This is a genomic window from Allobosea spartocytisi (genome assembly GCF_014764685.1).
In the GTDB taxonomy this organism is placed as follows: Bacteria; Pseudomonadota; Alphaproteobacteria; order Rhizobiales; family Beijerinckiaceae; genus Allobosea; species Allobosea spartocytisi.
In genome coordinates this window covers 52838-75915 of the sequence record NZ_JACXWY010000014.1, presented here as the reverse complement: position 1 = coordinate 75915, position 23078 = coordinate 52838, and the positions used below count along the sequence as shown (strand labels likewise).

Below are 23078 nucleotides of genomic sequence, written 5' to 3'. Positions count from 1 at the left end.
GTGCCATAGTGCGCTCCTCCGCCCGGTTGTCCGGGCCTGTCGGTCCATCACCATGAACGAGACGACTTCCGACGCTCCGACCATCGGGGCGGGGCTGACCATTGTCCTGGCCGCGGCCTGCGGCCTGATCGTCGCCAATCTCTATTATGCGCAGCCCCTGGCTGGACCCATCGGCGCAACGCTCGGCATGTCGGCGGAGCTGACCGGCCTGATCGTCACCCTGACGCAGATCGGGTATGGGTTGGGGCTGGTCTTCCTGGTCCCGCTCGGGGACCTCGTCGAGAACCGGTTGCTGATCGTCACCCTCGTCGTCCTGGCGGCCGTTTCGCTCGGCATGGCCGCCCTGGCCGCCAGCGCGGCCGTCTTTCTCGCCGCTTCGCTCTTGATCGGCATGACCTGCGTCGCCGCGCAGGTCCTCGTACCGCTTGCGGCCCATATGGCGCCCGAGCAGATTCGCGGCCGGGTCGTCGGCAATGTCGTGAGCGGCCTGCTGTTCGGCATCATGCTGGCGCGGCCGGTGGCGAGCCTGGTCGCGGACGTTGCGTCCTGGCATGCCGTCTTCGTCCTCTCGGCCGTGGCGATGTTGGCCCTGGCGGCCTTCCTGTGGTTTCGCCTGCCGCAGCGCCGCCCCCATACCCGGTTGGGTTATGGCGAGCTGATCGCGTCCATGGGCGCGATGGTGATGAGCACGCCGGTGCTGCGCCGACGCGCCGGCTATCAGGCCTGCATGTTTGCCGCCTTCAGCCTGTTCTGGACGGTGACGCCGCTTTATCTCACCGGTCCGCAATTCGGCCTGACCCAGCGCGGCGTCGCGCTGTTCGCATTGGCGGGGGTCGCGGGCACGATCGCCTCGCCGATCGCCGGGCGCCTCGCCGATGCGGGTTGGACGCGCCCGGCGACGGCCTTCGCCCTGATCCTCGCGGCAGGGTCCTTCGCCTTGACCTTCCTCGCCGAGCCGGGCTCGACGGCGGCCCTGGCCTTGCTGACCATCGCCGCGATCCTTCTCGATTATGGCGTGACGACGGGCCTGGTGCTCGGGCAGCGCGCCATCTTCGCGCTCGGGCAGGAACAGCGCAGCCGCCTGAACGGTCTTTTCATCGCGAGCTTCTTCATGGGCGGTGCGCTCGGCTCGGCGCTCGGGGGCTGGGCCTTCGCGCATGGCGGCTGGCCGCTCGCGGGCGCGCTCGGCGCGGCGATGCCGCTGCTGGCGCTGGCCTATTTCGCGACGGAGTTCCGGGCGCGGGATTGATGCGCCCCGCATGTGGGGCATGATGCCTCGCGAAGGAGCATCGCATGGGCGATCTGACCACCATCGGCTTCGATGCCGACGACACGCTCTGGCAGAACGAGCAGTTCTTCCGCATGACGGAGGAGCGCTTCGTCGCTCTGCTCGGCGAGCATGGCGAGGCGGCCGAGATTTCCGGCCGCCTGCTCGAGGCCGAGAAGCGCAACCTTGGCTTCTACGGCTTCGGCATCAAGGGCTTCGTGCTCTCGATGGTCGAGACGGCGATCGAGATCACCAGGGGGCAGGTTCCGGCCGCCGTGATCGGCGAGATCCTCGCCGCCGGGCGCGAGATGGCGGCGCATCCGGTCGAGACGCTGCCGCATGTCCGGGAAACGCTCGAAGCGCTGTCGGGCGACTACCGGCTGGTGCTGATCACCAAGGGCGATCTCTTCGACCAGGAGCGCAAGCTCGCCCAGTCCGGCCTCGGCGATTTCTTCCACGCGGTCGAGATCGTCAGCGACAAGAAAGCCGCCACCTATGAACGCATCTTCGCGCGCCATGGCGACGGGGCAGGGCGGGCGATGATGGTCGGCAACTCGCTGAAGTCGGACATCCTGCCGGCGCTGGAGGCCGGCTCATGGGCGGTGCATGTTCCGCATGAGCTGACCTGGGTGCTGGAGCATGCCGAGGAGCCCGTCGGGCACGGGCGTTATCGCGCGATACCGCATCTCGGCCCTTTGCGGGGCCTCGTCACGCAGCTCGCGCGGTAGCCGTTCGCCATCGGCCTTCACTCGACCCAAAGGCCATGCCTGCGGTGCCACTCCTCGATGGATTCCTCCGGATAGCCTTCGAAGCTCAGGTCGTTCTCCGCGATATCCGGGTCGACCCAGCCGGCCTTGAAGCGCAGCATGATATGGGTCTTCTCGGGAGCGCGTGGCAGATGGCTGTCGATCGCCGAGGCGAAGGGATGCAGCAGATCCGGCCAGCGCGGATCGAACAGCCACAGCGCCGTCCCGCAGGACTTGCAGAAGTGGCGCCGCGCTTGCGATCGTTCGCAGGTGCCGTCGTCGTCGCGAATCTCGGCGCTGAAGCTGCCGACGCTGTCTTGGCCCTCGACCTTCAGCGTCGCGGCCTCGGCCGACAGGTTGATCGCGAAGCCGCCTCCGCCTGCCGTCTTGCGGCAAATCGAGCAGTAGCAGAGTTGATACGGGACGGGCGCATGGCTCTCGACCGAGAAGTGAACCGCCCCGCAGCGGCATGAGCCCTTCAGCGTGATCGGCATGACGTAGCCTCCCTTTGCCTGTCCAACACCGGCTTTCGCCGCGTGTTCCGCGATGCCCGCGGGCGCCTTGCTGGACCTGGCTTGCATTTCGTGCTATCGCCACCGATGTAAGACGAGATGCGGCCGGGTTCTGGCCACTCCTCCGCTTGGCGGCTTGTCCGGTGGCGGTTACGAATCAGATCCACCACACATCGCTACAAGGCCATGGCGAGGCGTCCGCGCGTCCGTCGTGTCATACCGATAGACGCGGATCTGAACGTAAGGACTAACACTATGAACAAGGGCACCGTGAAGTGGTTCAACGCCACCAAGGGCTACGGCTTCATCACCCCTGAGAACGGCGGCCAGGACGTTTTCGTCCACATCTCCGCCGTCGAGCGTGCCGGCCTGCGCGAGCTGCGCGAAGGCCAGGTCGTCTCCTTCGAGATGGTCGCCGATCGCAAGACGGGCAAGACCTCGGCCGGCAACCTCGTCGCCGAGTAATAACCGAATCGACCGGGTGGGCGTTCGCCCGCCCGGTCCACAATAAACCTGCCGGCGCTGTGGCTAGCGGTTCGCCGGTGGGACCGATTCTCTGATATCCAGGCCGGATACGGGCCGACGGCGCAGCCGAAACCACATGCGCCCCCCGTCATCACGGCGTCCAGAAAGCTTTTTCTTGACTAAATTCGCTGATCTCGGCCTCGCCGAGCCGCTTCTCAAGGCGCTCGCGGCCGAGAGCTATGAAACGCCCACGCCGATCCAGGCGCAGGCGATCCCCCACATTCTGAAGGGCCGCGACCTGCTCGGCGCCGCCCAGACCGGCACCGGAAAGACCGCTGCCTTCTCGCTTCCGATGCTGCACCGGCTGCTCGGCAAGCCGCGCCAGATGCCGCAGCGTGCGGTGCGCGTGCTGATCCTCTCGCCGACGCGTGAGCTCGCCGCCCAGATCGAAGCCTCGATCCGCACCTATGCGCAGTTCACCACGCTGCGTTCGACCGTGATCTTCGGCGGCGTTCCGGTCGGCAAGCAGATCCGCGCGCTCGGTGACAAGATCGACATCCTCGTCGCCACGCCCGGCCGTCTGCTCGACCTCGTCGACCAGCGCGCCGTCTCGCTGCGCGAGATCGAGTTCCTCGTCCTCGACGAGGCCGACCAGATGCTCGACCTCGGCTTCATCCATGCGCTGCGCCGCATCGCGACGCTGATCCCGAAGGAGCGCCAGACGCTGCTCTTTTCGGCGACCATGCCGAAGCCGATCCGCGACATCGCCTCCGCCTACCTCACCGACCCGGTCGAGGTCGCGGTGACGCCGGTCGCGACGACCGCCGAGAAGATCGACCAGCGCGTCATCTTCACCGAGCCCGGCGACAAGCCTGCGCTGCTGGCGAAGACGCTGTCCGTGCCGGAGATGGAGCGCGCCATCGTCTTCACCCGCACCAAGCATGGCGCCGACAAGGTCGTGCGCCAGCTCGAGCAGTCGGGTATCGAGGCGGCGGCGATCCACGGCAACAAGAGCCAGGGCCAGCGCGAGCGCGCCCTCGGCGCCTTCCGCAACGGTAGCTTGCGCATCCTCGTCGCTACCGACATCGCCGCACGCGGCATCGATGTCGACGGCGTCAGCCATGTCGTGAACTACGACCTGCCGAACGTGCCTGAGAGCTATGTCCATCGTATCGGCCGCACGGCACGCGCTGGCGCTTCCGGCGTTGCGATTGCCTTCTGTACACCGGAAGAGCGCGGCGATTTCGCGGCTATCGAGAAGCTGACCGGCGTCAAGCCGACGCCGATCGGCGAGGTGCCGTATTGGGACGGTCGCACGCCCAAGAAGCCGGCGCAGAATCGCGGCGGCCGCAGCCAGCAGCAGGCCCGCCCGCAAGGGCAGGGCAGGCCGCAGGGACAGGCCAAGCGGGCGGACGGCAAGCGCTCCGACCAGGGCGGTCATCGCAACCATGCCGGCGGCGCGCCGCGGCAGGAGCGCCAGGATCGTCCGGAGCAGCGGCAGGAGCATCGCCCCCGCACGGGCGAGCGGCAGCAGCGTCCTGAGCAGATGCAGCAACGAAAAGAAGCGACTTCCGCGAAAGAAGGGCTTGGCGGCGTCGCGTTCTTGCAGCAAAGAACACAGCAACCACGCACCGACGGCGCCCGGCGGCGCGCGCGCTGACGCGCGATCGGCCAGAACAGGGCGGGCTCATTCGTTATCCTAACGGGACGATGGCCCGCCTTTGCGCCACAGGGCTCACGAAGGACGACAGATGGCGAAAGAAGAACTGCTTGAATTCGATGGCACCGTGGTCGAGGTGCTTCCCGACGGCAACTACCGGGTCAAGCTCGACAACGACCATGTGATCCTGGCCTATGCGGCCGGCAAGATGAAGAAGAACCGCATCCGCACCATCGCGGGCGACCGCGTCATCGTCGAGATGTCGCCCTACGATCTCGATCGTGGCCGCATCAACTTCCGCCAGAAGACGGCTGGTCCCGGGCCGGGCGGCCCGCCGCGCCAGAATTTCCGCCGCCGCTGAGCGAAGCGATGCGCCTTTCGCGGAACGAGCTTCTCTTCGTCGCGCTGGGCGCCCTTCTCGGCGCCATTGTCGCCTATGCCGTGAAGGCCGGCCTCGTCGCGCGGGACGGGGCCCTCCCGCCCTTCGCCATCGTGCTGCTCGGCCTCGGCTTCGTCGAACTGGTGTTCGGCTATGCTGCGGGCCGCTCGCCTGGCACGCTGGTCGGCATGCCCGCCCGCTTCCTCGCCTTCGTCGTCGGCGTCTGCGTCTTCCTGCTCGGCGACCGCTACGTCTGAGCGGCTGCGGCTCCGCACCATCCCATCATTGTCATTCCGGGCAAGCGAAGCGCAGATCCGGAATCCATCATCGGGCATTGTGCTTTGTGATGGATTCCGGATCGGCGCCGCTGGCGCGGCCTGTCCGGAATGACGTTGGATCGGGGGCGTAATCCACCCAAGAAAAAACCCCGGCCGAGGCCGGGGTTGAAGTGGTCGTTTCCGTGGATAAAGGGTCTGCGTGAAACTCTCTGATGCATCGGCCCGAAAACTGGAATCCGGTTTTCGGACAAGCAGATGCTGCGATACCGCGCTCAGTAACGGGCGCGGGACCAGTACTGCGAGCCGGGGCTGACCAGGACCTGGCGCTGCCGCGTCTCGTAGACGGCGGGGATCTCCTCCCGCACGACCTGAGTGGGACGCACCATCACCCTGCGCTGACGCTGCGTGTAGACGGCGGGAACCGTCTCGTATTCGACGGTCGCCGGAGAAACCTCGACGCGGCGGCTCTGGTAGCCGTATTGCGCGGGCACATCGACCCAGCAGCCGACGGTCCTGCCCCAGGCGTCGCGGGTCACTTCCCAGCGGCGCGTGGCGGGCGAGATCAGCACCTTCTCGGTGACGGTGTCGTAGACCGCGGCGCGGTGACGCGGAATCTGGCGGGCCGGCGCGATCATCACCGTGTCGGTGACGGTCTCGTATTCGGCCGGGACGACGTGGCGTTGCACTTGCGGCGGCTGGACCTGATAGGTTTCGTCGACGGTGCCGTAGACCGGCGGCGTGCTGACGAGGTTGTAGCAGGCGGAGCCGTGGCAACCGCCGGCCTGCGCCGCGCCTGCACCGAGGAGAAGAACGGTCGTGAGCGCCGAGGTGGCGAGGAGCAACCGGGATGAGAGCGAGCGCGCCATGATGGACCTGACCTGTCGGTTCCGGCGTCTGAGCGCCGTTCGTTGGGATCAGGAAGCCAATTTGGCGTGATGAACGCAAGGTAAACGCTAAAACAAGGTAAAATTAACCACGTCGCGCGCGCTGGCGACCTTCCTCCCGCTGCTGTTCAGGTCGATGGAATCGCTTGCTTTCCAGCGCTCAGGTCTGGCCGGGCCGGAGCTGGTAGAAGACGTGCTGGCCGATGGTGTCCATCTTCTTCAGCCGCTTCGCCCAGTAGGGGCTGACGTAGCGCGCATGGTAATGCGTCGAGGCGCCGACCTCGGCGAGATAGGTCGTGCCCTCATAGACCTCGCGTGCGATCCGCACCGCATCGCGCCACGGCCCCGGCTCGGTGATGCGCAGCGACTTGCCTTCGCAGGTGAAGGTGAACTGGCAGGAGAGGTAGCGGTTGCTGTTCTGGTAGACGGTGCCGCAGACGCTGTTCGGATAGAGCCCGCTCTTCACCCGGTTGAGCACGACCTGCGCGACGGCGGCCTGCCCCTCCGGCGATTCCGAACGAGCCTCGAAATAGACCGCCTCGGCCAGGCAGCGCTGCTCGCGCGCCATGTTCTCCGGCACGATCAGCCCGGCATAGCTCTGCCGCTCGCCCGGCGTCGCGAGGCGCAGGTCTCGGGTCGCCGGCGCGGAGGCGAGCGCGATCCGCGCCTCCGGCTGCTGCGCGCCATGCGCGGGCAGGGCGGGGGGCGTCAGCTCCGCCATGGCGATCGCCGAGCGGGGCGTCGACGAGCTGCGCTGGCTGGGCGAGGGCACCGCAGGCGAGGAGCCGTCGATGCTTTCGAGATAGAGCTCGGCCTGGCGCGCCGAGGTGATCTTGGGCTTCAGCGAGACCGGCGAAGAATCGGACAGGGCCGGGTCGGTCAGGCCTTCGTCGATCGCGTAGGGCTCGAAACCGCTCGGTGGACCCTCGACCTCTCCCGCCGCGCGCATCGCATCGAGCGAGAAGCCGCCCGAGATCAGCCTGGGCTGGGTGTCGCCGAAGACGACGCGCTCGAGCTCGACGGAGGGGTGCTGGGACAGGCCGGGCCGCAGGCTCGGCAGCATGTCGCCCTTGGCGGTGCGGTCGACTTCCGGGAAGCTCGCTGCCGTGCGCTTCATGTCCTCGCGCGGCTGGCGCGGATCGACGACGATGCGCCGCTCCGGATCCTCGAAGGAGAGGCTGGCCTGCACGATGGCCGAGGACAGGGCAAGTCCCGGCAGCCGGAAGGCGCTCTCCGCCACCAGCATCGAGGGGCCTTCCGCCAATGCGGAGGCGGGGCCGGGATCGATGCGTGGGATCGCGCTGGAAGGCAGGCCGGTCGGCCCGAAATTCTGTCCGGCCGAGGCGGTGAAGGAGACCAGCAATCCGACCGACAGGGCCCAGGGCGCAGCCGTCACCGCGGCCCATCTGAGCCCCGGCGCCCGCCCGCCTCGCTTCCGCCTGTGAAGACGCAAATGACTCAAAACGACGCACCCGTCCCGACGATACGGAACGAAAGACCGCCGGCCGGAGCCGCGTCTTCGTTGGAATCCGTTATCGCCTCGGTAAGGTTGAGCGGCAGTTAACGCCGGAGGGTGTTTTTTGGCCGGGCTGGAGCGTCATTGCCGTGCGAGCACCCGGGGCTTGCCTTTGGCGCCCCCCGGTACAGGCTCCGCAAAGCAATTCGCGATGACGACTCCGGCGGTCCTTTCTGATCGAAAGCTGCTCCGGCGCGGCCGCCGGCCATATCGGTCCGTGATGCCTCGTTTCACGAAAACGCGCTGGTTGCCCCCGGGGCGAGCCGCTATCGTGTAGTCACACATTCGAGGCTTCGGGGACATTCATGAGCTCCACTCCGGCAAGCTCCAAACCGGCACGCAGCTACGCTCCGGAGGTCATCGTCGCGGCCGGCTGCCTGATCGCGCTGATCACCTTCGGGCCGCGCGCCAGTGCCGGCCTGTTCCAGATCCCGATGACGCTGCAGTTCCATTGGGGCCGCGACATCTTCGGCCTGGCCCTGGCGATCCAGAACCTGCTCTGGGGTCTCGGCGCTCCCTTCGCGGGCGCCATCGCCGACCGCTACGGCACGGTGCGCGTGCTCTGCGTCGGCGCGGTGCTCTATGCCGCCGGCCTCGTCGTCATGGCCCATGCGACGACGCCGCTGCAGCTCCATCTCGGCGCCGGCGTGTTGATCGGCTTCGGCCTGTCGGCCTGCTCCTTCAACCTCGTCCTCGCTGCTTTCGGCAAGCTCCTGCCGGAGCAGTGGCGGCCGATGGCCTTCGGGGCCGGCACGGCGGCGGGCTCCTTCGGCCAGTTCCTGTTCCCGCCGATCGGCAACATCCTCATCGATACGCTGGGCTGGCAGCAGGCGCTGATGGTCTTCGCCGTGACCCTGCTGCCGGTGCTGCCGATCTCGATCATCCTGGCCACGCGCAAGCTCGGCGGCTCCGGCAGTACCACCGCCAACCTGCCGAATCAGACGGTGGTCCAGGCGCTGACCGAGGCGTTCAGGCACCGCAGCTACGTCCTGCTCGTGCTCGGCTTCTTCACCTGCGGCTTCCAGCTCGCCTTCATCACCGTCCACATGCCCGCCTATCTCCGGGATACCGGCCTGCCGGCCTGGGTCGGCGGCTGGACGCTCGCGGTCATCGGCCTCGCCAATGCGGTTGGCTCGCTCTCCTCCGGCTGGCTCTCGACGCGGATGCCGAAGCGCCATCTCCTCGCCTGGATCTATCTGGGTCGGGCGGTGGCGATCGCCGCCTTCATCCTGATCCCGCCGAGCCCGCTGACGGCGCTGACCTTCGGCGTCGTCATCGGCCTGTTCTGGCTCTCGACCGTGCCGCCGACCTCCTCGCTGGTCATGCTGATGTTCGGCACGAAATACATGGCGATGCTCTACGGCTTCGCCTTCTTCTCGCATCAGGTCGGGGGATTTCTCGGGGTCTGGCTCGGCGGCGTGCTCTACGAAGCGATGGGCAACTATCAGTTCGTCTGGTGGCTCTCGGTCGCGCTCGGCGTCGCCTCGGCGTTGATCAACCTGCCGATCGTCGAACGACCGGTCGAGCGGCCGCAGGCGCAGCCCGCCTGATCCGGAAGACGATCCCGCGCACGGCCGACGGGGTTGCGATGGCGGACCGCCGCTGCAACCTTGTCGGCTTTCGCATGTCAGTGTTCGGGAGATGGGGATGACGACGTTCAAGGCCCTGGTGGCGACCAAGGGGGAAACCGCGCCCAACCTCGCCTTCACGGATTTCGCCGAAAGCGATCTGATGGAGGGCGACGTCACCGTCCGCGTCACGCATTCGACCGTGAACTACAAGGATGGCCTCGCCATCACCGGCAAGGCGCCGGTGGTGCGCCGCTGGCCGATGATCCCGGGAATCGATTTCGCCGGCCGCGTCGAGGCCTCCGATCATCCCGGCTTCAAGCCCGGCGATCTCGTCGTCCTGAACGGCTGGGGCACCGGCGAGACCCATCTCGGCGCCTACGCCCAGAAGAGCCGCGTGAAGGGCGACTGGCTGGTGCCGCTGCCGGCGGGGCTGACCCCGGCCGAGGCCATGGCCATCGGCACCGCCGGCTACACCGCGATGCTTTGCGTGCTGGCGCTGGAGAAGCATGGGCTGAAACCCGCGGACGGTCCCGTCGTCGTCACCGGCGCCGCAGGCGGCGTCGGTTCGGTCGCGATCGCGCTGCTCGCCAAGGCCGGCTGGCACGTCATCGCCTCGACCGGCCGCGCCGAGGAGGCCGATTATCTCAAGGGCCTCGGTGCCGCCGAGATCATCGACCGCAACGAACTCTCCCAGCCCGGTCGCCCGCTCGGCAAGGAGCGTTGGGCGGCGGGCGTCGATGCGGTCGGCTCGCATACGCTGGCGAACCTGCTCGCCATGACGAAATATGGCGGCGCGGTTGCCGCCTGCGGCCTTGCGCAGGGCATGGACCTGCCGATGACGGTCGCGCCTTTCATCCTGCGCGGCGTCGCGCTGTTGGGCGTCGATTCGGTGATGTGCCCGAAGCCGCGTCGCCTCGAGGCCTGGCAGCGCCTCGCGACCGATCTCGACCGCGAAAAACTCGCCGTCATGACGACGACGATCCCGCTCGACGCCGTCATCGAGACCGGCAAGGCGATCGTCGAGGGCAAGGTCAAGGGGCGCGTCGTCGTGGAGATCGGCTGAGGTTCAGCCGAGCTTCGCTCCGGCGCGGCGCGCCAGGACTTCGCGCGCTTCCTGGAACGCGGCCGTGTCGGCACGGACGGCCGCGATCAGATCGGCTGGCGCCGAGGCGGGCGAGCCGCCGCTGAAGGGAGGCTGCGGGTCGTATTCCATCTGCAGCTGTACTTTCCGCGCCCGCTCCTCGCCGAAGAGGTGAGCGGCGAGGGACAATGCGAAGTCGATTCCCGAGGTGACGCCCGCGCCGGTGATGCGGTTGCGGTCATGGACGACCCGTTCGGCGACGGGCTCGGCTCCGAGCAGGCTCAACTGCGACAGGGAGAGCCAGTGGCAGGTGGCGCGATACCCCTTGAGAAGCCCCGCCGCGCCGAGCACCAGCGAGCCGGTACAGACGGAGGTGATGTAGCGCGCGCTGCCGGCCTGCTCCTGCAGGAAGGAGAGCACGTCCTCGTCCTCCATCAGCGCGCTTTGGCCTGGCCCTCCGGGAACGAAGAGGATATCGGCCTGCGGACAGTTCCGGAAATCGCAGCTTGGCAGGATCGTCAGCCCGCTGGCGTCCCGGACCGGCTCCGTCGTCTTCCAGACCAGGTCGATCTTGCACTCGCGGAAGCGGGACAGGACTTCGAAAGGCCCGGTCAGGTCGAGCTGCGTCAGGCGCGGGTAGAGAAGCATCACAATCTGCATGGGCTCGGCTCCGTCGGGAAGGTGAGGCCCAGGCGCGCGGCTCATGCGTTCGCGTTTCCCGATGGTGATCCATCTCGTAGCGCCAGTCGCGCGAACGCTGCGAATGTAGAGCGCCACACCCGAGCGGGCAATGCAGTCCTTACTCCGCCCCCTCGATCAGCATCCGATGCCGCATGAGCTCATTGCTGCAGTAATCCATGAAGGCGCGCACGCGCGGGACGTGGCGGATGTCCGGATGGGTCAGCACCCACAGGCCCGTCGCGAAATCGGGATTGGGCGGCAGCAGCCGCGTGAGCCCCGGCCGCCGGTCCGCGATGAAGCAGGGCAGGGGGCCGATGCCGAGCCCCTGCTCGACGGCCTCGGTGATGCCGAGCACGGCCGAGCTCTTCAGCGCGATCCGCTCCGGCGCGACGTGCTCGCGCACGAAGCGCGCCGCCTTCACATGCGAAAGTTGGTCCCCCAGAGCGACCCAGTCGCGCAGGTAGAGCCGGGCCGGGTCGGCCTTCTCCTGCGCCGTGATGCCGTCCTCGCTGCGGCCATAGATCGCCCAGGCGAGGGTGGCGATGCGCCGGCCGACCAGCGTCTCGCCCGGCGTGTCGCTGGCGCGGATGGCGACGTCGGCGTCGCGCTTGGACAGGTTGAGAGCCTGGTTGCCAATGACGACATCGAGCCGGATCGCCGGATGCGCCCGCCGGAAACCGGCGAAGATCGGCAGCAGCAGGTTGAGATGCAGCGTATCGGTGGTGGTGATCCTGATCTCGCCGGAGGGCGCCACGTCGCGGCCGGCGAGTCGCCGGGAAAAGGCCGTCACGTCCTCTTCCATCCGCCCGGCCAGCGCCGCCATCTCCGCGCCGGCGACGGTGGCGACATAGCCGGTCTTGCGCCGCTCGAAGAGCGGCATGCCGACCATCTCCTCGATCTGCCCGAGGCGGCGGAACACGGTGGAATGGTTGACCGCGAGCGCTCCCGCCGCACCCGTCAGCCCGCCATGGTCGGTGATGGCCTTGACCAGGCGGAAATCGTCCCAGGCGAGCTTGGAAGACATCGGCGATCTTTTCCTCCCCGCCGGCACGCAAGCCGAAATCTTGCATGGATGCAAGGTGATGCCGTCCAGATCCGAACGAATGGCGACGTGCGAAACGGTCGAGCCCTCATCCTGAGGAGCCGTTCCGTAGGAGCGGCGTCTCGAAGGATGCTTCACGGGCGCAGAAACCACTGGAACATCCTTCGAGATGCCGCTGACGCGGCTCCTCAGGATGAGGGCTGTGAATTGCAGATGCGTTCTCAGCGCGGCGCGGCCGCTCGCCGCAGCCTGTCGTTGATCGCCTCGCCCAGGCCTTGCTCGGGGATGCGGGCGACGGCGATCGTCTTCCGGCCGGTCTCGTCGAGCCGGCGCAGATAACCGAAGAGATGGCTCGCCGCCTCGCGCAGATCGCCGGTCGGGCTCAGATTGAGCGCATGCGGATGGCTGGGCGTCTCCGGGCCGAAGCCGAGCCAGGCCTCGCCCTCTCGCGGCGCATCGGCATCGAGCCGGACCCGTGCGGCCGGCGCGTAATGTGAGGTGAGCATGCCCGGCGCGATCGGCGCCTGCCCGGCCTCGCCCGCCTGGACCAGCGGGCGGCCGATCACGCCTTCAAGCGCGGCGCGGGGAATTCCGCCAGGCCTGAGCAGGCGCGGCGCCCCGTCAAGGCAGGCGACGATGGTCGATTCGACTCCGACCTCGGTCGGGCCGGCATCGAGCACCGCGTCGATCCGCCCGTCGAGATCGGCCAGCACATGGGCGGCGCTGGTCGCGCTGATCCGGCCGGAACGGTTGGCCGAAGGCGCCGCGATCGGCCGCCCTGCGGCTTCGAGCACGGCATGTGCGACGGGGTGGGCCGGCACGCGCAGCGCCACGGTGGCAAGCCCGGCCCGCGCCAGATCGCTGACCGTGCAGCCCGGCGACGCCGGCACCACCAGCGTCAGCGGCCCCGGCCAGAAGGCTTGCGCCAGCGCCAGCGCATTCGCGTCGAACAGGCCCTGCCGCCGCGCGCCGGCAAGATCGGGCAGATGCGAGATCAGCGGATTGAAGCTCGGCCGCTCCTTGGCCGCGTAGATACCGGCGACGGCCGTGCCTGCGGTCGCGTCGGCCGCCAGCCCGTAGACCGTCTCCGTCGGCAGTGCGACGAGGCCGCCTGCGCGCAGGATCGCAGCCGCCTCGGCGATGCCGGCGGCATCGGCCGCGAGACGCTTCGTCATACGGGAGAGGGAAGGAGATTGATCCACGAGGCGATTGACCGAAGATGGTTTATATATAAACTAATTACCGGGCGCGGCACGGGACGAAGGTCGCGCTCGTCTGCGCGTGGCATAGGCGATAGTTCCTCGCTACCATCGCGGCAACGGCAAATTCGGGCCCGGCCGCCCCAGCGGGCGGAAACGCGGCCGAAGGGAGACGATCATGACTTATCGCGCCCCGGTTTCGGACATGCTGGCGACCATGCGCCATGTCGCCGGCCTCGACCGGCTGATTGCGGACGGGCTGGCGCCGGAGCTCGAAGGCGGCGTCGCGGAAGCCGTGCTCGACGAGGCCGCCAAATTCGCAACCGACGTCATCGCGCCGCTGAACCGGGTCGGCGATCTCAATGGCTCGAAGCTGAAGGACGGCGCCGTCACCACGCCGCCGGGCTGGAAGGAGGCCTACAAGGCCTGGGCCGAAGCCGGCTGGAATGCGCTGCCGGCGCCGGAAGCCTATGGCGGACAGGGCCTGCCGACGCTGCTGCAATCGGCCTGCATCGAGATGTGGAACTCGGCCGCCTTCGCCTTCGCGCTCGGCCCGCTGCTGACCGTCGGCGCGATCGAGGCGCTCTACGCCCATGGCTCCGACCATCTCAAGGAAACCTATCTCGCCAAGCTCGTCTCGGGCGAGTGGATGGGCACGATGAACCTGACCGAGCCGCAGGCGGGCTCCGACCTCAACGCGCTGCGCAGCAAGGCCGAGCGCCAGCCGGACGGCACCTATCGCATCACCGGCCAGAAGATCTTCATCACCTATGGCGAGCACGACCTGACCGAGAACATCGTCCATCTCGTGCTGGCGCGCCTGCCCGATGCCCCTCCCGGCACGCGTGGCATCTCGCTCTTCCTCGTCCCGAAATATCTCGTCAATGCCGATGGCTCTCTCGGCGCGCATAACGACCTGCGCTGCTCCGGCATCGAGCACAAGCTCGGCATCCATGCCTCGCCGACCTGCTCCATGGCCTTCGGCGACAAGGGCGGCGCGATCGGCTGGCTGATCGGCGAGGAGAATCGCGGCCTCGCCTGCATGTTCACGATGATGAACAACGCCCGACTCAACGTCGCGCTGCAGGGCGTCGCCATTGCCGAGCGCGCCTATCAGCAGGCGCTCGCCTTCGCCCATGAGCGCAAGCAGGGCGCCACGCTCGATGCGCCCAAGGGTGCCCCGATGAGCCCGATCATCGTCCACCCCGACGTGCGCCGCATGCTGATGGACATGCGCGCCAAGACCCAAGGCGCCCGCGCCATCTCCTATCAGGTCGCCGAAGCGCTTGATCGCTCGCATCGCGAGACCGACGAGGTCAGGCGCAAGGCCGCCTCCGAGCGCGCGGCGATCCTGACGCCGATCGCCAAGGCCTATGCCACCGATATCGGCATCGACGTCGCCTCGACCGGCGTTCAGGTCCATGGCGGCATGGGCTTCGTCGAGGAGACCGGCGCGGCCCAGCATCTGCGCGATGCCCGCATCGCCGCGATCTACGAGGGCACCAACGGCATCCAGGCCATCGACCTCGTCACCCGTAAATTGCCGCTATCCGGCGGCGAAGCGGTCAAGGCGCTGATCGCCGAGATGCGTGGCATCGTCGGAGAGGTCGAGCGCGCCAATAATCCGGGCTTCGGCCACGCCGCCACCCGCCTCGGCGCCGCCGTCGATGCGCTCGAACGCGCGACGCAGTGGATGCTGGCGACGCTCGGCACGAGCCAGGCCGATGCGCTGGCGGGCGCCACGCCCTATCTCAAGCTCTTCGCGCTGGCGCAGGGCGGCACGGGACTGGCGAAGAAGGCGCTCGCCACCCGCTCGGAAGCCGAAGGCACCGGCGACCTCGCCACCGCCCGGTTCTATGCCGAATACATCGCGACGGAGGCCCCGGCGCTGGAACTCACCGTGACGGAGGGCGCCGGCGCCATCGCCGACGCGGCCGCGGTCTTCGCGGCGTGAGGGCGGCCGCGCCCTGCTCAGGCAGCCGCGCTCTTGCGGACGCGGATATGCAGGAACAGCGGTGCGATATGCGTATCGGCGAGGTAGGGCTGGGCCTGCGCCGTCTCGGCATCGACGCGCGGCTCGGCCATATGCTCGATCGTCAGCCCGGCCGAGACGATCATCGCGACCCATTCGCTCAGCGTGCGGTGGAAGCGCGGCACGCGGAACGGTTCGACGCTGGCCTTGACCTCGGCCGGCGCGGCGCCGAAGCGCCAGGTTTCGATCTCGCCGTCGACGCCGTCGAAATAACGACCGACCTCGATTCCACGGATGGTCCCGGCCTCGTCTCGCAGCACCTTGCGATAGGGTGGGGCAAAGCACGGATGCAGGATCGAGAACTGCAGGAACCCTCCGGGTCTCAGCACGCGCGCGGCTTCCGCCAGCGCCTTGTCCTGCCGCGGCATGTCCATCATCGACATGAACGCCGTGGCGAAGTCGAAGCTTGCATCGGCGAAGGGCAGGGCGGTGCCGTCGCCCTCCCGATAGGCGATCCCGAGCGGCGCCTGCATCTCGGTCTCCTGCGCATGGCGAATGAAGGTCGGCGCGATGTCGACCGCAGTCATGCGCGCGCCGGCCTCGGCCAGCTTGCGTGTGTTCGAGCCTTCGCCGCAGCCGATGTCGAGGCCGTCCAAGCCGGCAATATCGGGCAGGTTCGCCAGGAAGGCCGGCGTGTTCAATGCGTCGCGATAGAGGTCGTAGCCGGCGCGCGCGTGCCGGGTCCAGGTTTCGGCATTGGCCTCCCAGCAGGCCGCGACATCCGCGCTGTCCATGGTTCTGCTCCGTTGCGAGGGGAGCGGGGCTATAGAGCAGGAGATGGTGCGTGGCTAGCGGATTTCCTTTGCACCCACGCGTGTCATCCCGGGCGCAGCGAAGCGGAGACCCGGGATCCATGCCTGAGCGTTTCCGATCGAGTTTCAGGCATGGATCCCGGATCGGCGCCGCTGACGCGGCTTGCCCGGGATGACTGCGGAAATCTGGGGGGATGGGATCCATCAGGGCCGGGAGCCTCCGCATGACCCCCGCCACACCCGCACTCTTCGGCCGCATCTGCCTCGTCGCGGGCGCCTCGCGCGGGCTTGGGCGCGGTATCGCCAGGGCGTTGGGGGAGGCGGGCGCGACCGTGATCGTCACCGGCCGCTCCAGCGAGGCCGGGCCGCATACCGACCAGCGCCCCGAAACCTTCGAGGACGCGGCCCGCGAGGTCGAGGCCGCTGGCGGCAAGGGCCATCCCTATCGCTGCGACCACACCAATGAGCGCGAGGTCGACGGCCTCGTGTCCTGGGCCCTGCGCCGCTTCGGCCGGCTCGACTGCGTCGTCGATGCGGTCTGGGGCGGGAACGAGGGCTATGACGGCGAGCGCTATCCCGATGGCTCCGGCTACGGCACGCCGTTCTGGCGCCGGCCGGTCGCGAGGCTTGGCGAGAGCTTCGAGAGCGGCGTCTATGCCCAGCTCCTGCTGGCGCGGGCGGTCGCTCCGGCGATGGTGCAGATGCGCTCGGGCCTCATCGTCACGGTGAGCTTCGACACAGGCACCGGCTATCTCGGCGATGTCTTCTACGATCTCGCCAAGGCCGCGATGAATCGCCTGACCTTCGCGATGGCGCAGGAGCTGGCGCCCTTCGGCGTCACCGCGCTCGGCCTCTCGCCCGGCCATGTCCTGACCGAGCGCGTTAGCGATGCGGGGCTGGCGGCGCAAACCACCGAGACGCCGCTCTATGCCGGCCGCGCCGTCGCGGCACTGGCCGCCGACCCCGATGTCGCGCGTCATGCCGGGCAGGTGCTGCACGTTGCCGATCTGGCGCGCGCCTATGGCTTCACGGACCGGGACGGCTCGCAGCCCGGCCGCTTCATCATCACGAACCAGGAGGGAGGCGGCGATGTCGCTCAAGGGTAAGACGCTCTTCATCACCGGCGGCTCGCGCGGCATCGGGCTCGCCATCGCGCTCAGGGCAGCGCGGGACGGCGCCAATGTCACCATTGCCGCCAAGACGGCCGAGCCGCATCCCAAGTTGCCGGGCACGATCTACACCTCGGCCGCCGAGATCGAAGCGGCTGGCGGCAAATGCCTGCCGCTGATGGTCGACGTCCGCGACGAGCAAAGCGTCGCCGAGGCGATCGCCAAGACGGCCGAGACCTTCGGCGGCATCGACATCGTCGTGAACAATGCCAGCGCGATCCAGCTCACCAACACGCAGATGACCGACATGAAGCGCTTCGATCTGATGCATCAGATCAACACGCGCGGCACCTTCATGGTCTCGAAATACGCCATTCCCCATCTGGAGAAGGCGGAGAACCCGCATATCCTGATGCTCTCGCCGCCGCTCGACATGAAGACGCAGTGGTTTGCGCCGCATCTGGCCTATTCGATCGCGAAATACGGCATGAGCCTGTGCGTGCTGGGTCTGGCCGGCGAGCTGGCCCGCCAGGGCATCGCCGTCAACGCGCTCTGGCCGCGCACGACGATCGCCACCGCCGCCGTCCAAAACCTGCTCGGCGGCGACAAGATGGTGCAGGCCAGCCGCACGCCGGAGATCCTGGCCGACGCCGCGCATATGATCTTCTCGAAGCCGTCTCGTGAATTCTCCGGCAACTTCCTGATCGACGACAGCTTCATGGCCGGCGAGGGGGTAACCGACTTCACGCCCTACCGCGTCGACCCGTCAGTGCCGCTGATGCCGGACTTCTTCGTCCCGGCCGATAGCAAGCCACCGCAGGGCGTGAAGGGCGGCGTCTGAAGAAGGTCACACGCCGTCCTGCTCGGGCTTGACCCGAACATCTCATGACAAGGAGGCTCCTGAGCCTTTCCTGAAAAGAGATTCTCGGGTCGGCGCTTCGCTTCGCCCGAGAATGACGCTCTTTTAAGTTTCCGGTTTTCGGGCGCGGGCCCGAAGGCTCCGCCGACCGTCATCGGTTTGACATCCGCCTCGGATCGGAGTTCCTGCCGGTTTCCCTCCTGACCGTGCATCGAGATTCGCGCCCATGCTGATGATCCACGGCATCTGCCCCGACTCGCGCGACAAGCTGCGCTCGGCGACGCTCGGGCCGGCAGAAATCTTTTCAGCCGATACGGTCTGGATCGACCTGCTCAACCCGACGCCCGAGGAGGACAAGCGCGTCGAGGAACATCTCGGCATCTCGATCCCGACACGGGAGGAGATGCACGATCTCGAGCCCTCCGAGATCATCTATACCGAGAACGGCGCGCATTACATGACGGCGCGCGTGATCTGCCAGTCGGAAACCATCGTCCCCAAGCTGGCCGACGTCACCTTCATCCTCACCGAGAAGGCGCTGGTGACAGTGCGCTATGACGAGCCCGGCGCCTTCAACATCTTCCTCAACCGCGCGACCAAGCCCGGTGGCTGCGGCGAGCAGCCGGAGGCGGTGCTCGACGGGCTGATCGAGGCGATCGTCGACCGCGCGGCCGAGGTGCTGCGCGGCGTCGGCGACAAGATCGACATGGCCTCGCGCCGGATTTTCGCCGGTCGGGCGCAGGACGTCGAGCAGGGGGGCGTCTATCAGGTGGTGATCCAGCGGATCGGCCAGCACGAGCACATCATCTCGAATGTCCGCGAGAGCATGATGTCGGTCGAGCGCGTCCTGCTCTTCCTCTCGGCCAACTACAAGCGCCCGAAGAAGGCCCAGACCGGCTTCTCCGCCGAATGGCGCTCGGCGGTGCGCGACGTGCAGGCCATCGAGGAACATGCGACCTTCCTGTCGAACAAGCTCCAGTTCATGCTCGACGCGACGCTCGGCCTCGTCTCGATCGAGCAGAACAAGATCATCAAGCTGTTCTCGGTCGTCTCGGTGGCGCTGATGCCGCCGACGCTGATCGCCTCGATCTACGGCATGAACTTCAAGGCCATGCCGGAACTCGACTGGCAGTGGGGCTATCCGCTGGCGCTGGTCTCGATGGTGCTCTTCGCGGTGCTGCCCTATCTGTTCTTCCGCTGGAAGAAGTGGCTGTGAGCGACTGCCCGGCTACAGCCAGCCATTGCGCTTGAAGCGCCAGTACAGCACGGCGCAGGAGGCAAGGATCACCACCAGCACGCCGTAATAGCCATAGGGCAATTCCAGCTCCGGCATGTTCTTGAAGTTCATGCCGTAGATGCCGGCGACCGCGGTCGGCACGGCCAGGATCGCCGCCCAGGAGGCGAGCCGCTTGGTGATCGCGTTCTCCTGGCTCTGCCCGACCAGCAGGCTCGCCTCGAAGGCGAAGGCCAAAACCTCGCGCAGGCTGTCGATCTTCTCCTGCACGGTGCGGACATGGTCGGTCACGTCGCGGAACATCGGCGCGAGTGTCGGCCGGACCTGCGGCACCGTGCCGTTCATCAGGCGCTGGCAGACATCGACCAGCGGCGCCACCGCATTGCGCAGGCGCAGCAGGTCGCGCCTGAGCATGTAGAGCCGCTCGATGTCCGAGCGCGCCATCGGCTTGGCCAGCACCTTGTCCTCGATTTCCTCGACCTCGTCATGGATGGCCTCGAGCACTGGCATGTAGTTGTCGACGATGAAGTCGAGGATGGCGTAGAGGATGAAGTCCTCGCCCTTCGCCAGCGAGGTCGGGCAGGTTTCCCAATGCTGCCGGACCGAGGTGTACGAGGTCGAGGCGCCGTGCCGGACGCTGACGATGTAGCCGCGGCCGAGGAAGATATGCGTCTCTCCGAAGGCGATGCGTCCCTCGATCAATTGCGCGGTGCGTGCCACCACAAAGAGGGCGTCGCCATATTGCTCGAGCTTCGGGCGCTGATGGGCGTTGGTCGCGTCCTCGACGGCGAGCGGATGCAGGTTGAATTGCCGCTGGACGCAGTGAAGCAGGGCGGCGTCGGGCTCCAGCAATCCGATCCAGACAACGTGGTCGTCCTTGCGCGACCACTCGCCGGCTTCCTCGACCGGGACATCGGCGACGCGCACGCCATGGGCATAGACGCTGGAGGCGACGACGCCGGCCGCATGGAGATGGCCCGGCTCGGCCGGGGCAACGGAGGGTGAGGGTTCGGGCGCGGTCCTGGCGGCGAACCTGACCTGTGAAGCCGTCATGCGATCACCTCATCTTTCGCGGGATCACCTTAGGGCAGGCTAGAACGCTTCGACCTTCGGGGAAATCATTTTTGCGGCAAAAGAATTTCCGGCCTTCGCGGCGGAGGGGGCTTGTCGCCGACGCTCTTGCCGCGAATGGATACATTTTCTCTTTTTGCGCCAGTCCGGAGAGTATTTTTGCCGCCGGCGCGGCCAAAGACGGAAGCCTCCGCTTTTGCGAAAATCGCGCCAGATCGTATATATAGCGCGTATCTTCAGCCATTTGCGGCGATTGACGAGCTCTTGCCATGACAACATCGATATCCCGGAGCGGTTCGTCCGCTGCCGGCGCTAAGCCGTTCTATTCCAACTTCGGCTTCCAGGTTTTGACCGCGATGGTGGTCGGGCTCGCGCTCGGCTGGGTCGCGCGCAACATCGGCCCGGATGCGGCCGGACAGCCCAACTGGCTCACGACCACGCTCGCGACGACGGGCTCGATCTTCGTGCAATTGCTGCAAGCGCTGGTGCCGCCGCTGATCTTCACGGCGATCGTCGCCTCGATCAGCAATCTGCGCCAGCTCTCCAACGCAGCCGCGCTGGTCTGGCAGACTCTGCTCTGGTTCGCCGTCACCGCTTTCATCGCGGTGTTGATCGGCATCGCGCTCGGCCTTCTGATCCAGCCCGGCATCAATGCCGGCGTGGTCGCCGCCAGCGCCAAGGCGCCGGGCACGGTCGGCTCCTGGCTCGACTTCCTGAAGGGGCTCGTGCCTGCCAACATGCTCGGCTTGCAGGCGACGACGCGGGTCGACGGTGGCGGGGCGACCACCCGCCTCGGCTTCAACGTGCTGCAACTGCTGGTGATCTCGATCGTCGTCGGCGTCGCCGCGCTGAAGGTCGGCGAGCGCGCCAACAGCTTCCTCGCGCTGAACGAGTCGTTCCTGGCGATCGTCCGCAAGATCCTGTGGTGGGTGATCCGGCTGACGCCGATCGGCACCGTCGGCCTGCTCGGCAATGCCGTGGCGCAATATGGCTGGCAGACGCTGGAGCAGCTCTCCTGGTACGCCTTCGCGATCTATCTCGGCCTCGCCATCGTCCTGCTCGTCGTCTACCCGACCTTGCTCGTCCTGCACGGGCTTTCGCCTGCGCGCTTTTTCGCTGGCGCCTGGCCGGCGATCCAGCTCGGCTTCGTCTCGCGTTCCTCGATCGGCACCTTGCCGGTGACCGAGGCCGTGACCGAGAAGAGCCTCGGCGTGCCCCGCGAATACGCTGCCTTCGCCGTGCCGCTCGGCGCGACCACCAAGATGGACGGCTGCGCCGCGATCTACCCTGCGATTTCCGCGATCTTCGTCGCGCAGTTCTACGGCGTGCCGCTCGGCATCCAGGAATATGTCCTGATCGCCTTCGTCTCGGTGATCGGCTCGGCCGCGACCGCCGGTCTCACCGGCGCGACGGTGATGCTGACGCTGACGCTTTCGACGCTCGGCCTGCCGCTGGCGGGTGTCGGCCTGCTGCTCGCCATCGACCCGATCCTCGACATGGGCCGCACGGCGGTGAACGTCGCCGGCCAGGCGTTGGTGCCGACCCTCGTCGCCAAGCGCCAGGGCATGCTCGACCAGGCGCAATACGACCGCGCCGGCGATATCGACGCGATCGACGCGACGCCGCGGGCGGCGTGAAGCCGAAGGGCCTGAGGCGGCTGCCGCCTCAGGCCATCACCTTGGCGACGACCTGCTTCAGCGCCGACCCGTCGCGCTCGAGCCAGCCGGGAACCGGCAGGTTCTTCGAACGCAGGAACTCCGGGTTGAACAGCTTCGACTGGTAGCGCGTGCCGTAGTCGCAGAGCACCGTCACGATGGTGTGGCCCGGCCCCATCTGCTGCGCCAGCCGGATCGCACCGGCGACGTTGATGCCCGATGAACCGCCTAGGCACAGCCCCTCATGCTCCAGCAGGTCGAAGACGATCTGCACCGCCTCCGCATCCGGGATCTGGAAGGCGGCATCGACGGGTGCATCGACCAGATTGGCGGTGATCCGGCCCTGGCCGATGCCCTCGGTGATCGAGGAGCCCTCAGACTTGAGGACGCCGCTGGTGTAATAGGAATAGAGCGCCGCGCCCATCGGATCGGCCAGTCCGATCGTCACCTTCGGATTGCGAGCCTTCAGCGCCATGCCGACGCCGGCGAGCGTGCCGCCCGAACCGACCGCGCAGATGAAGCCGTCGACCTTGCCTGCCGTCTGCTCCCAGATCTCCGGGCCGGTGGTGTCGAGATGGCCCTGCCGGTTCGCGACATTGTCGAACTGGTTGGCCCAGATCGCGCCGTTGGGCTCGCTCTTCGCCAGTTCCTCGGCGAGGCGGCCCGAGACCTTCACGTAATTGTTCGGGTTGGCGTAGGGCGCGGCCGGCACCTCGACCAACGTCGCGCCGGCGAGCCGCAGCATGTCCTTCTTTTCCTGGCTCTGCGTCTCCGGGATGACGATGACCGAGCGATAGCCCAGCGCGTTGCCGACCAGCGCGATGCCGATGCCGGTATTGCCCGCCGTGCCCTCGACGATGACGCCGCCGGGCTTCAGATGCCCTTTCGCCTCGGCGTCGCGGATGATGGCGAGCGCGGCGCGGTCCTTCACCGATTGGCCGGGATTCATGAACTCGGCCTTGCCGAGGATGGCGCAGCCGGTTTCCGCCGAGGCGCGCTCGAGCTTGATGAGCGGGGTATTGCCGATGGCTTCGATGACGCCGTCGCGGATAGTCATGGCAGGATTTCCCAATTCGTCCCTGACC

At 67.5% G+C, this 23078-nt stretch carries 22 protein-coding genes and 1 riboswitch; of the genes, 13 read left to right on the top strand and 9 right to left on the bottom strand.

The genetic code is table 11. The features are described 5' to 3' along the window. Positions 1–52 precede the first annotated feature (52 nt). Both IED13_RS19860 and IED13_RS19855 read left to right on the top strand, forming a co-directional pair. Positions 53–1249: an MFS transporter gene (locus IED13_RS19860; protein WP_191125203.1), complete on the top strand. Its 1197-nt coding sequence runs from the start codon at positions 53–55 to the stop codon at positions 1247–1249. Positions 1250–1293: 44 nt separating this feature from the next. After that, positions 1294–1995, top strand: a complete 702-nt coding sequence (locus IED13_RS19855) for an HAD family hydrolase (protein ID WP_113253368.1) — start codon at positions 1294–1296, stop codon at positions 1993–1995. Between the two features lie 17 nt (positions 1996–2012). On the opposite strand, the gene IED13_RS19850 is transcribed toward IED13_RS19855, so the two are convergent. After that, positions 2013–2507: a GFA family protein gene (locus tag IED13_RS19850; protein ID WP_113253369.1), complete on the bottom strand. Its 495-nt coding sequence runs from the start codon at positions 2505–2507 to the stop codon at positions 2013–2015. A 273-nt stretch (positions 2508–2780) separates the two neighbouring features. Here IED13_RS19850 and IED13_RS19845 point away from each other — a divergent pair, with 273 nt between their 5' ends. The 4 genes from IED13_RS19845 (at position 2781) to IED13_RS19830 (ending at position 5286) form a co-directional block, all read left to right on the top strand. After that, positions 2781–2990, top strand: coding sequence for a cold-shock protein (locus tag IED13_RS19845; RefSeq protein ID WP_038361128.1), 210 nt, complete (start codon positions 2781–2783; stop codon positions 2988–2990). A 175-nt stretch (positions 2991–3165) separates the two neighbouring features. After that, a complete protein-coding gene (locus IED13_RS19840; RefSeq protein WP_038361130.1) occupies positions 3166–4650 on the top strand; it encodes a DEAD/DEAH box helicase in 1485 nt (494 codons plus the stop codon). Between the two features lie 91 nt (positions 4651–4741). Beyond that, entirely contained in the window at positions 4742–5011 is a 270-nt protein-coding gene (gene infA, locus IED13_RS19835) for a translation initiation factor IF-1 (RefSeq protein WP_038361133.1), read from the top strand. Positions 5012–5019: 8 nt separating this feature from the next. Continuing rightward, a complete protein-coding gene (locus IED13_RS19830) occupies positions 5020–5286 on the top strand; it encodes a hypothetical protein (protein WP_113253370.1) in 267 nt (88 codons plus the stop codon). 293 nt (positions 5287–5579) lie between these two features. On the opposite strand, the gene IED13_RS19825 is transcribed toward IED13_RS19830, so the two are convergent. Together IED13_RS19825 and IED13_RS19820 are read right to left on the bottom strand one after the other, a co-directional pair. Continuing rightward, positions 5580–6173 carry a hypothetical protein gene (locus IED13_RS19825; protein ID WP_051987715.1) on the bottom strand — a complete coding sequence of 198 codons (594 nt, stop codon included), beginning with the start codon at positions 6171–6173 and terminating at the stop codon, positions 5580–5582. Between the two features lie 178 nt (positions 6174–6351). Then, on the bottom strand, positions 6352–7587 hold the full coding sequence (locus tag IED13_RS19820; RefSeq protein WP_038361135.1) for a cell wall hydrolase: 1236 nt from the start codon (positions 7585–7587) through the stop codon (positions 6352–6354). A gap of 425 nt (positions 7588–8012) precedes the next feature. Here IED13_RS19820 and IED13_RS19815 point away from each other — a divergent pair, with 425 nt between their 5' ends. Both IED13_RS19815 and acuI read left to right on the top strand, forming a co-directional pair. After that, positions 8013–9257, top strand: coding sequence for an MFS transporter (locus IED13_RS19815; RefSeq protein ID WP_038361136.1), 1245 nt, complete (start codon positions 8013–8015; stop codon positions 9255–9257). 97 nt (positions 9258–9354) lie between these two features. Then, positions 9355–10341 carry an acrylyl-CoA reductase (NADPH) gene (gene acuI / locus IED13_RS19810; RefSeq protein ID WP_112763320.1) on the top strand — a complete coding sequence of 329 codons (987 nt, stop codon included), beginning with the start codon at positions 9355–9357 and terminating at the stop codon, positions 10339–10341. Positions 10342–10344: 3 nt separating this feature from the next. Here the strand turns inward: acuI and IED13_RS19805 are convergent, their stop codons facing one another. The 3 genes from IED13_RS19805 to IED13_RS19795 all read right to left on the bottom strand — a co-directional run bounded on the left by IED13_RS19805 (position 10345) and on the right by IED13_RS19795 (position 13257). Beyond that, complete coding sequence (locus IED13_RS19805) at positions 10345–11019, bottom strand: DJ-1/PfpI family protein (RefSeq protein WP_113253373.1); 675 nt, start codon at positions 11017–11019, stop codon at positions 10345–10347. Between the two features lie 19 nt (positions 11020–11038). After that, a riboswitch (ZMP/ZTP riboswitch) is annotated at positions 11039–11119 on the bottom strand. Positions 11120–11158: 39 nt separating this feature from the next. Continuing rightward, positions 11159–12064 (bottom strand): LysR family transcriptional regulator, encoded by a 906-nt coding sequence (locus IED13_RS19800; protein WP_038361141.1) that lies wholly within the window; start codon positions 12062–12064, stop codon positions 11159–11161. Between the two features lie 239 nt (positions 12065–12303). Beyond that, the gene (locus IED13_RS19795; protein WP_113253374.1) at positions 12304–13257 is read right to left on the bottom strand and encodes an L-threonylcarbamoyladenylate synthase; all 954 of its coding nucleotides are present in this window, start codon (positions 13255–13257) and stop codon (positions 12304–12306) included. A 202-nt stretch (positions 13258–13459) separates the two neighbouring features. Between IED13_RS19795 and IED13_RS19790 the strand changes: the two genes are divergently transcribed. Beyond that, positions 13460–15235 (top strand): acyl-CoA dehydrogenase, encoded by a 1776-nt coding sequence (locus tag IED13_RS19790; RefSeq protein ID WP_112763324.1) that lies wholly within the window; start codon positions 13460–13462, stop codon positions 15233–15235. Positions 15236–15252: 17 nt separating this feature from the next. On the opposite strand, the gene IED13_RS19785 is transcribed toward IED13_RS19790, so the two are convergent. Continuing rightward, positions 15253–16047 carry a class I SAM-dependent methyltransferase gene (locus IED13_RS19785; RefSeq protein ID WP_191125201.1) on the bottom strand — a complete coding sequence of 265 codons (795 nt, stop codon included), beginning with the start codon at positions 16045–16047 and terminating at the stop codon, positions 15253–15255. Positions 16048–16289: 242 nt separating this feature from the next. On the opposite strand from IED13_RS19785, the gene IED13_RS19780 reads away from it, so the two are divergent. The 3 genes from IED13_RS19780 to IED13_RS19770 all read left to right on the top strand — a co-directional run bounded on the left by IED13_RS19780 (position 16290) and on the right by IED13_RS19770 (position 19249). Next, entirely contained in the window at positions 16290–17171 is an 882-nt protein-coding gene (locus IED13_RS19780; RefSeq protein WP_191125200.1) for an SDR family NAD(P)-dependent oxidoreductase, read from the top strand. Continuing rightward, positions 17155–18015, top strand: coding sequence for an SDR family oxidoreductase (locus IED13_RS19775; RefSeq protein ID WP_113253376.1), 861 nt, complete (start codon positions 17155–17157; stop codon positions 18013–18015). Before IED13_RS19780 ends, IED13_RS19775 begins: the two co-directional genes overlap by 17 nt. Before the next feature lie 244 nt (positions 18016–18259). Next, positions 18260–19249 (top strand): magnesium transporter CorA family protein, encoded by a 990-nt coding sequence (locus IED13_RS19770; RefSeq protein WP_038361150.1) that lies wholly within the window; start codon positions 18260–18262, stop codon positions 19247–19249. 12 nt (positions 19250–19261) lie between these two features. Here IED13_RS19770 and corA read toward each other — a convergent pair whose 3' ends face one another. Continuing rightward, positions 19262–20320 carry a magnesium/cobalt transporter CorA gene (gene corA / locus IED13_RS19765; RefSeq protein ID WP_191125199.1) on the bottom strand — a complete coding sequence of 353 codons (1059 nt, stop codon included), beginning with the start codon at positions 20318–20320 and terminating at the stop codon, positions 19262–19264. A gap of 287 nt (positions 20321–20607) precedes the next feature. Between corA and IED13_RS19760 the strand changes: the two genes are divergently transcribed. Then, positions 20608–21975: a dicarboxylate/amino acid:cation symporter gene (locus tag IED13_RS19760; RefSeq protein WP_038361155.1), complete on the top strand. Its 1368-nt coding sequence runs from the start codon at positions 20608–20610 to the stop codon at positions 21973–21975. Positions 21976–22003: 28 nt separating this feature from the next. On the opposite strand, the gene IED13_RS19755 is transcribed toward IED13_RS19760, so the two are convergent. Continuing rightward, complete coding sequence (locus tag IED13_RS19755; protein ID WP_191125198.1) at positions 22004–23050, bottom strand: cysteine synthase A; 1047 nt, start codon at positions 23048–23050, stop codon at positions 22004–22006. Positions 23051–23078: the final 28 nt, after the last annotated feature.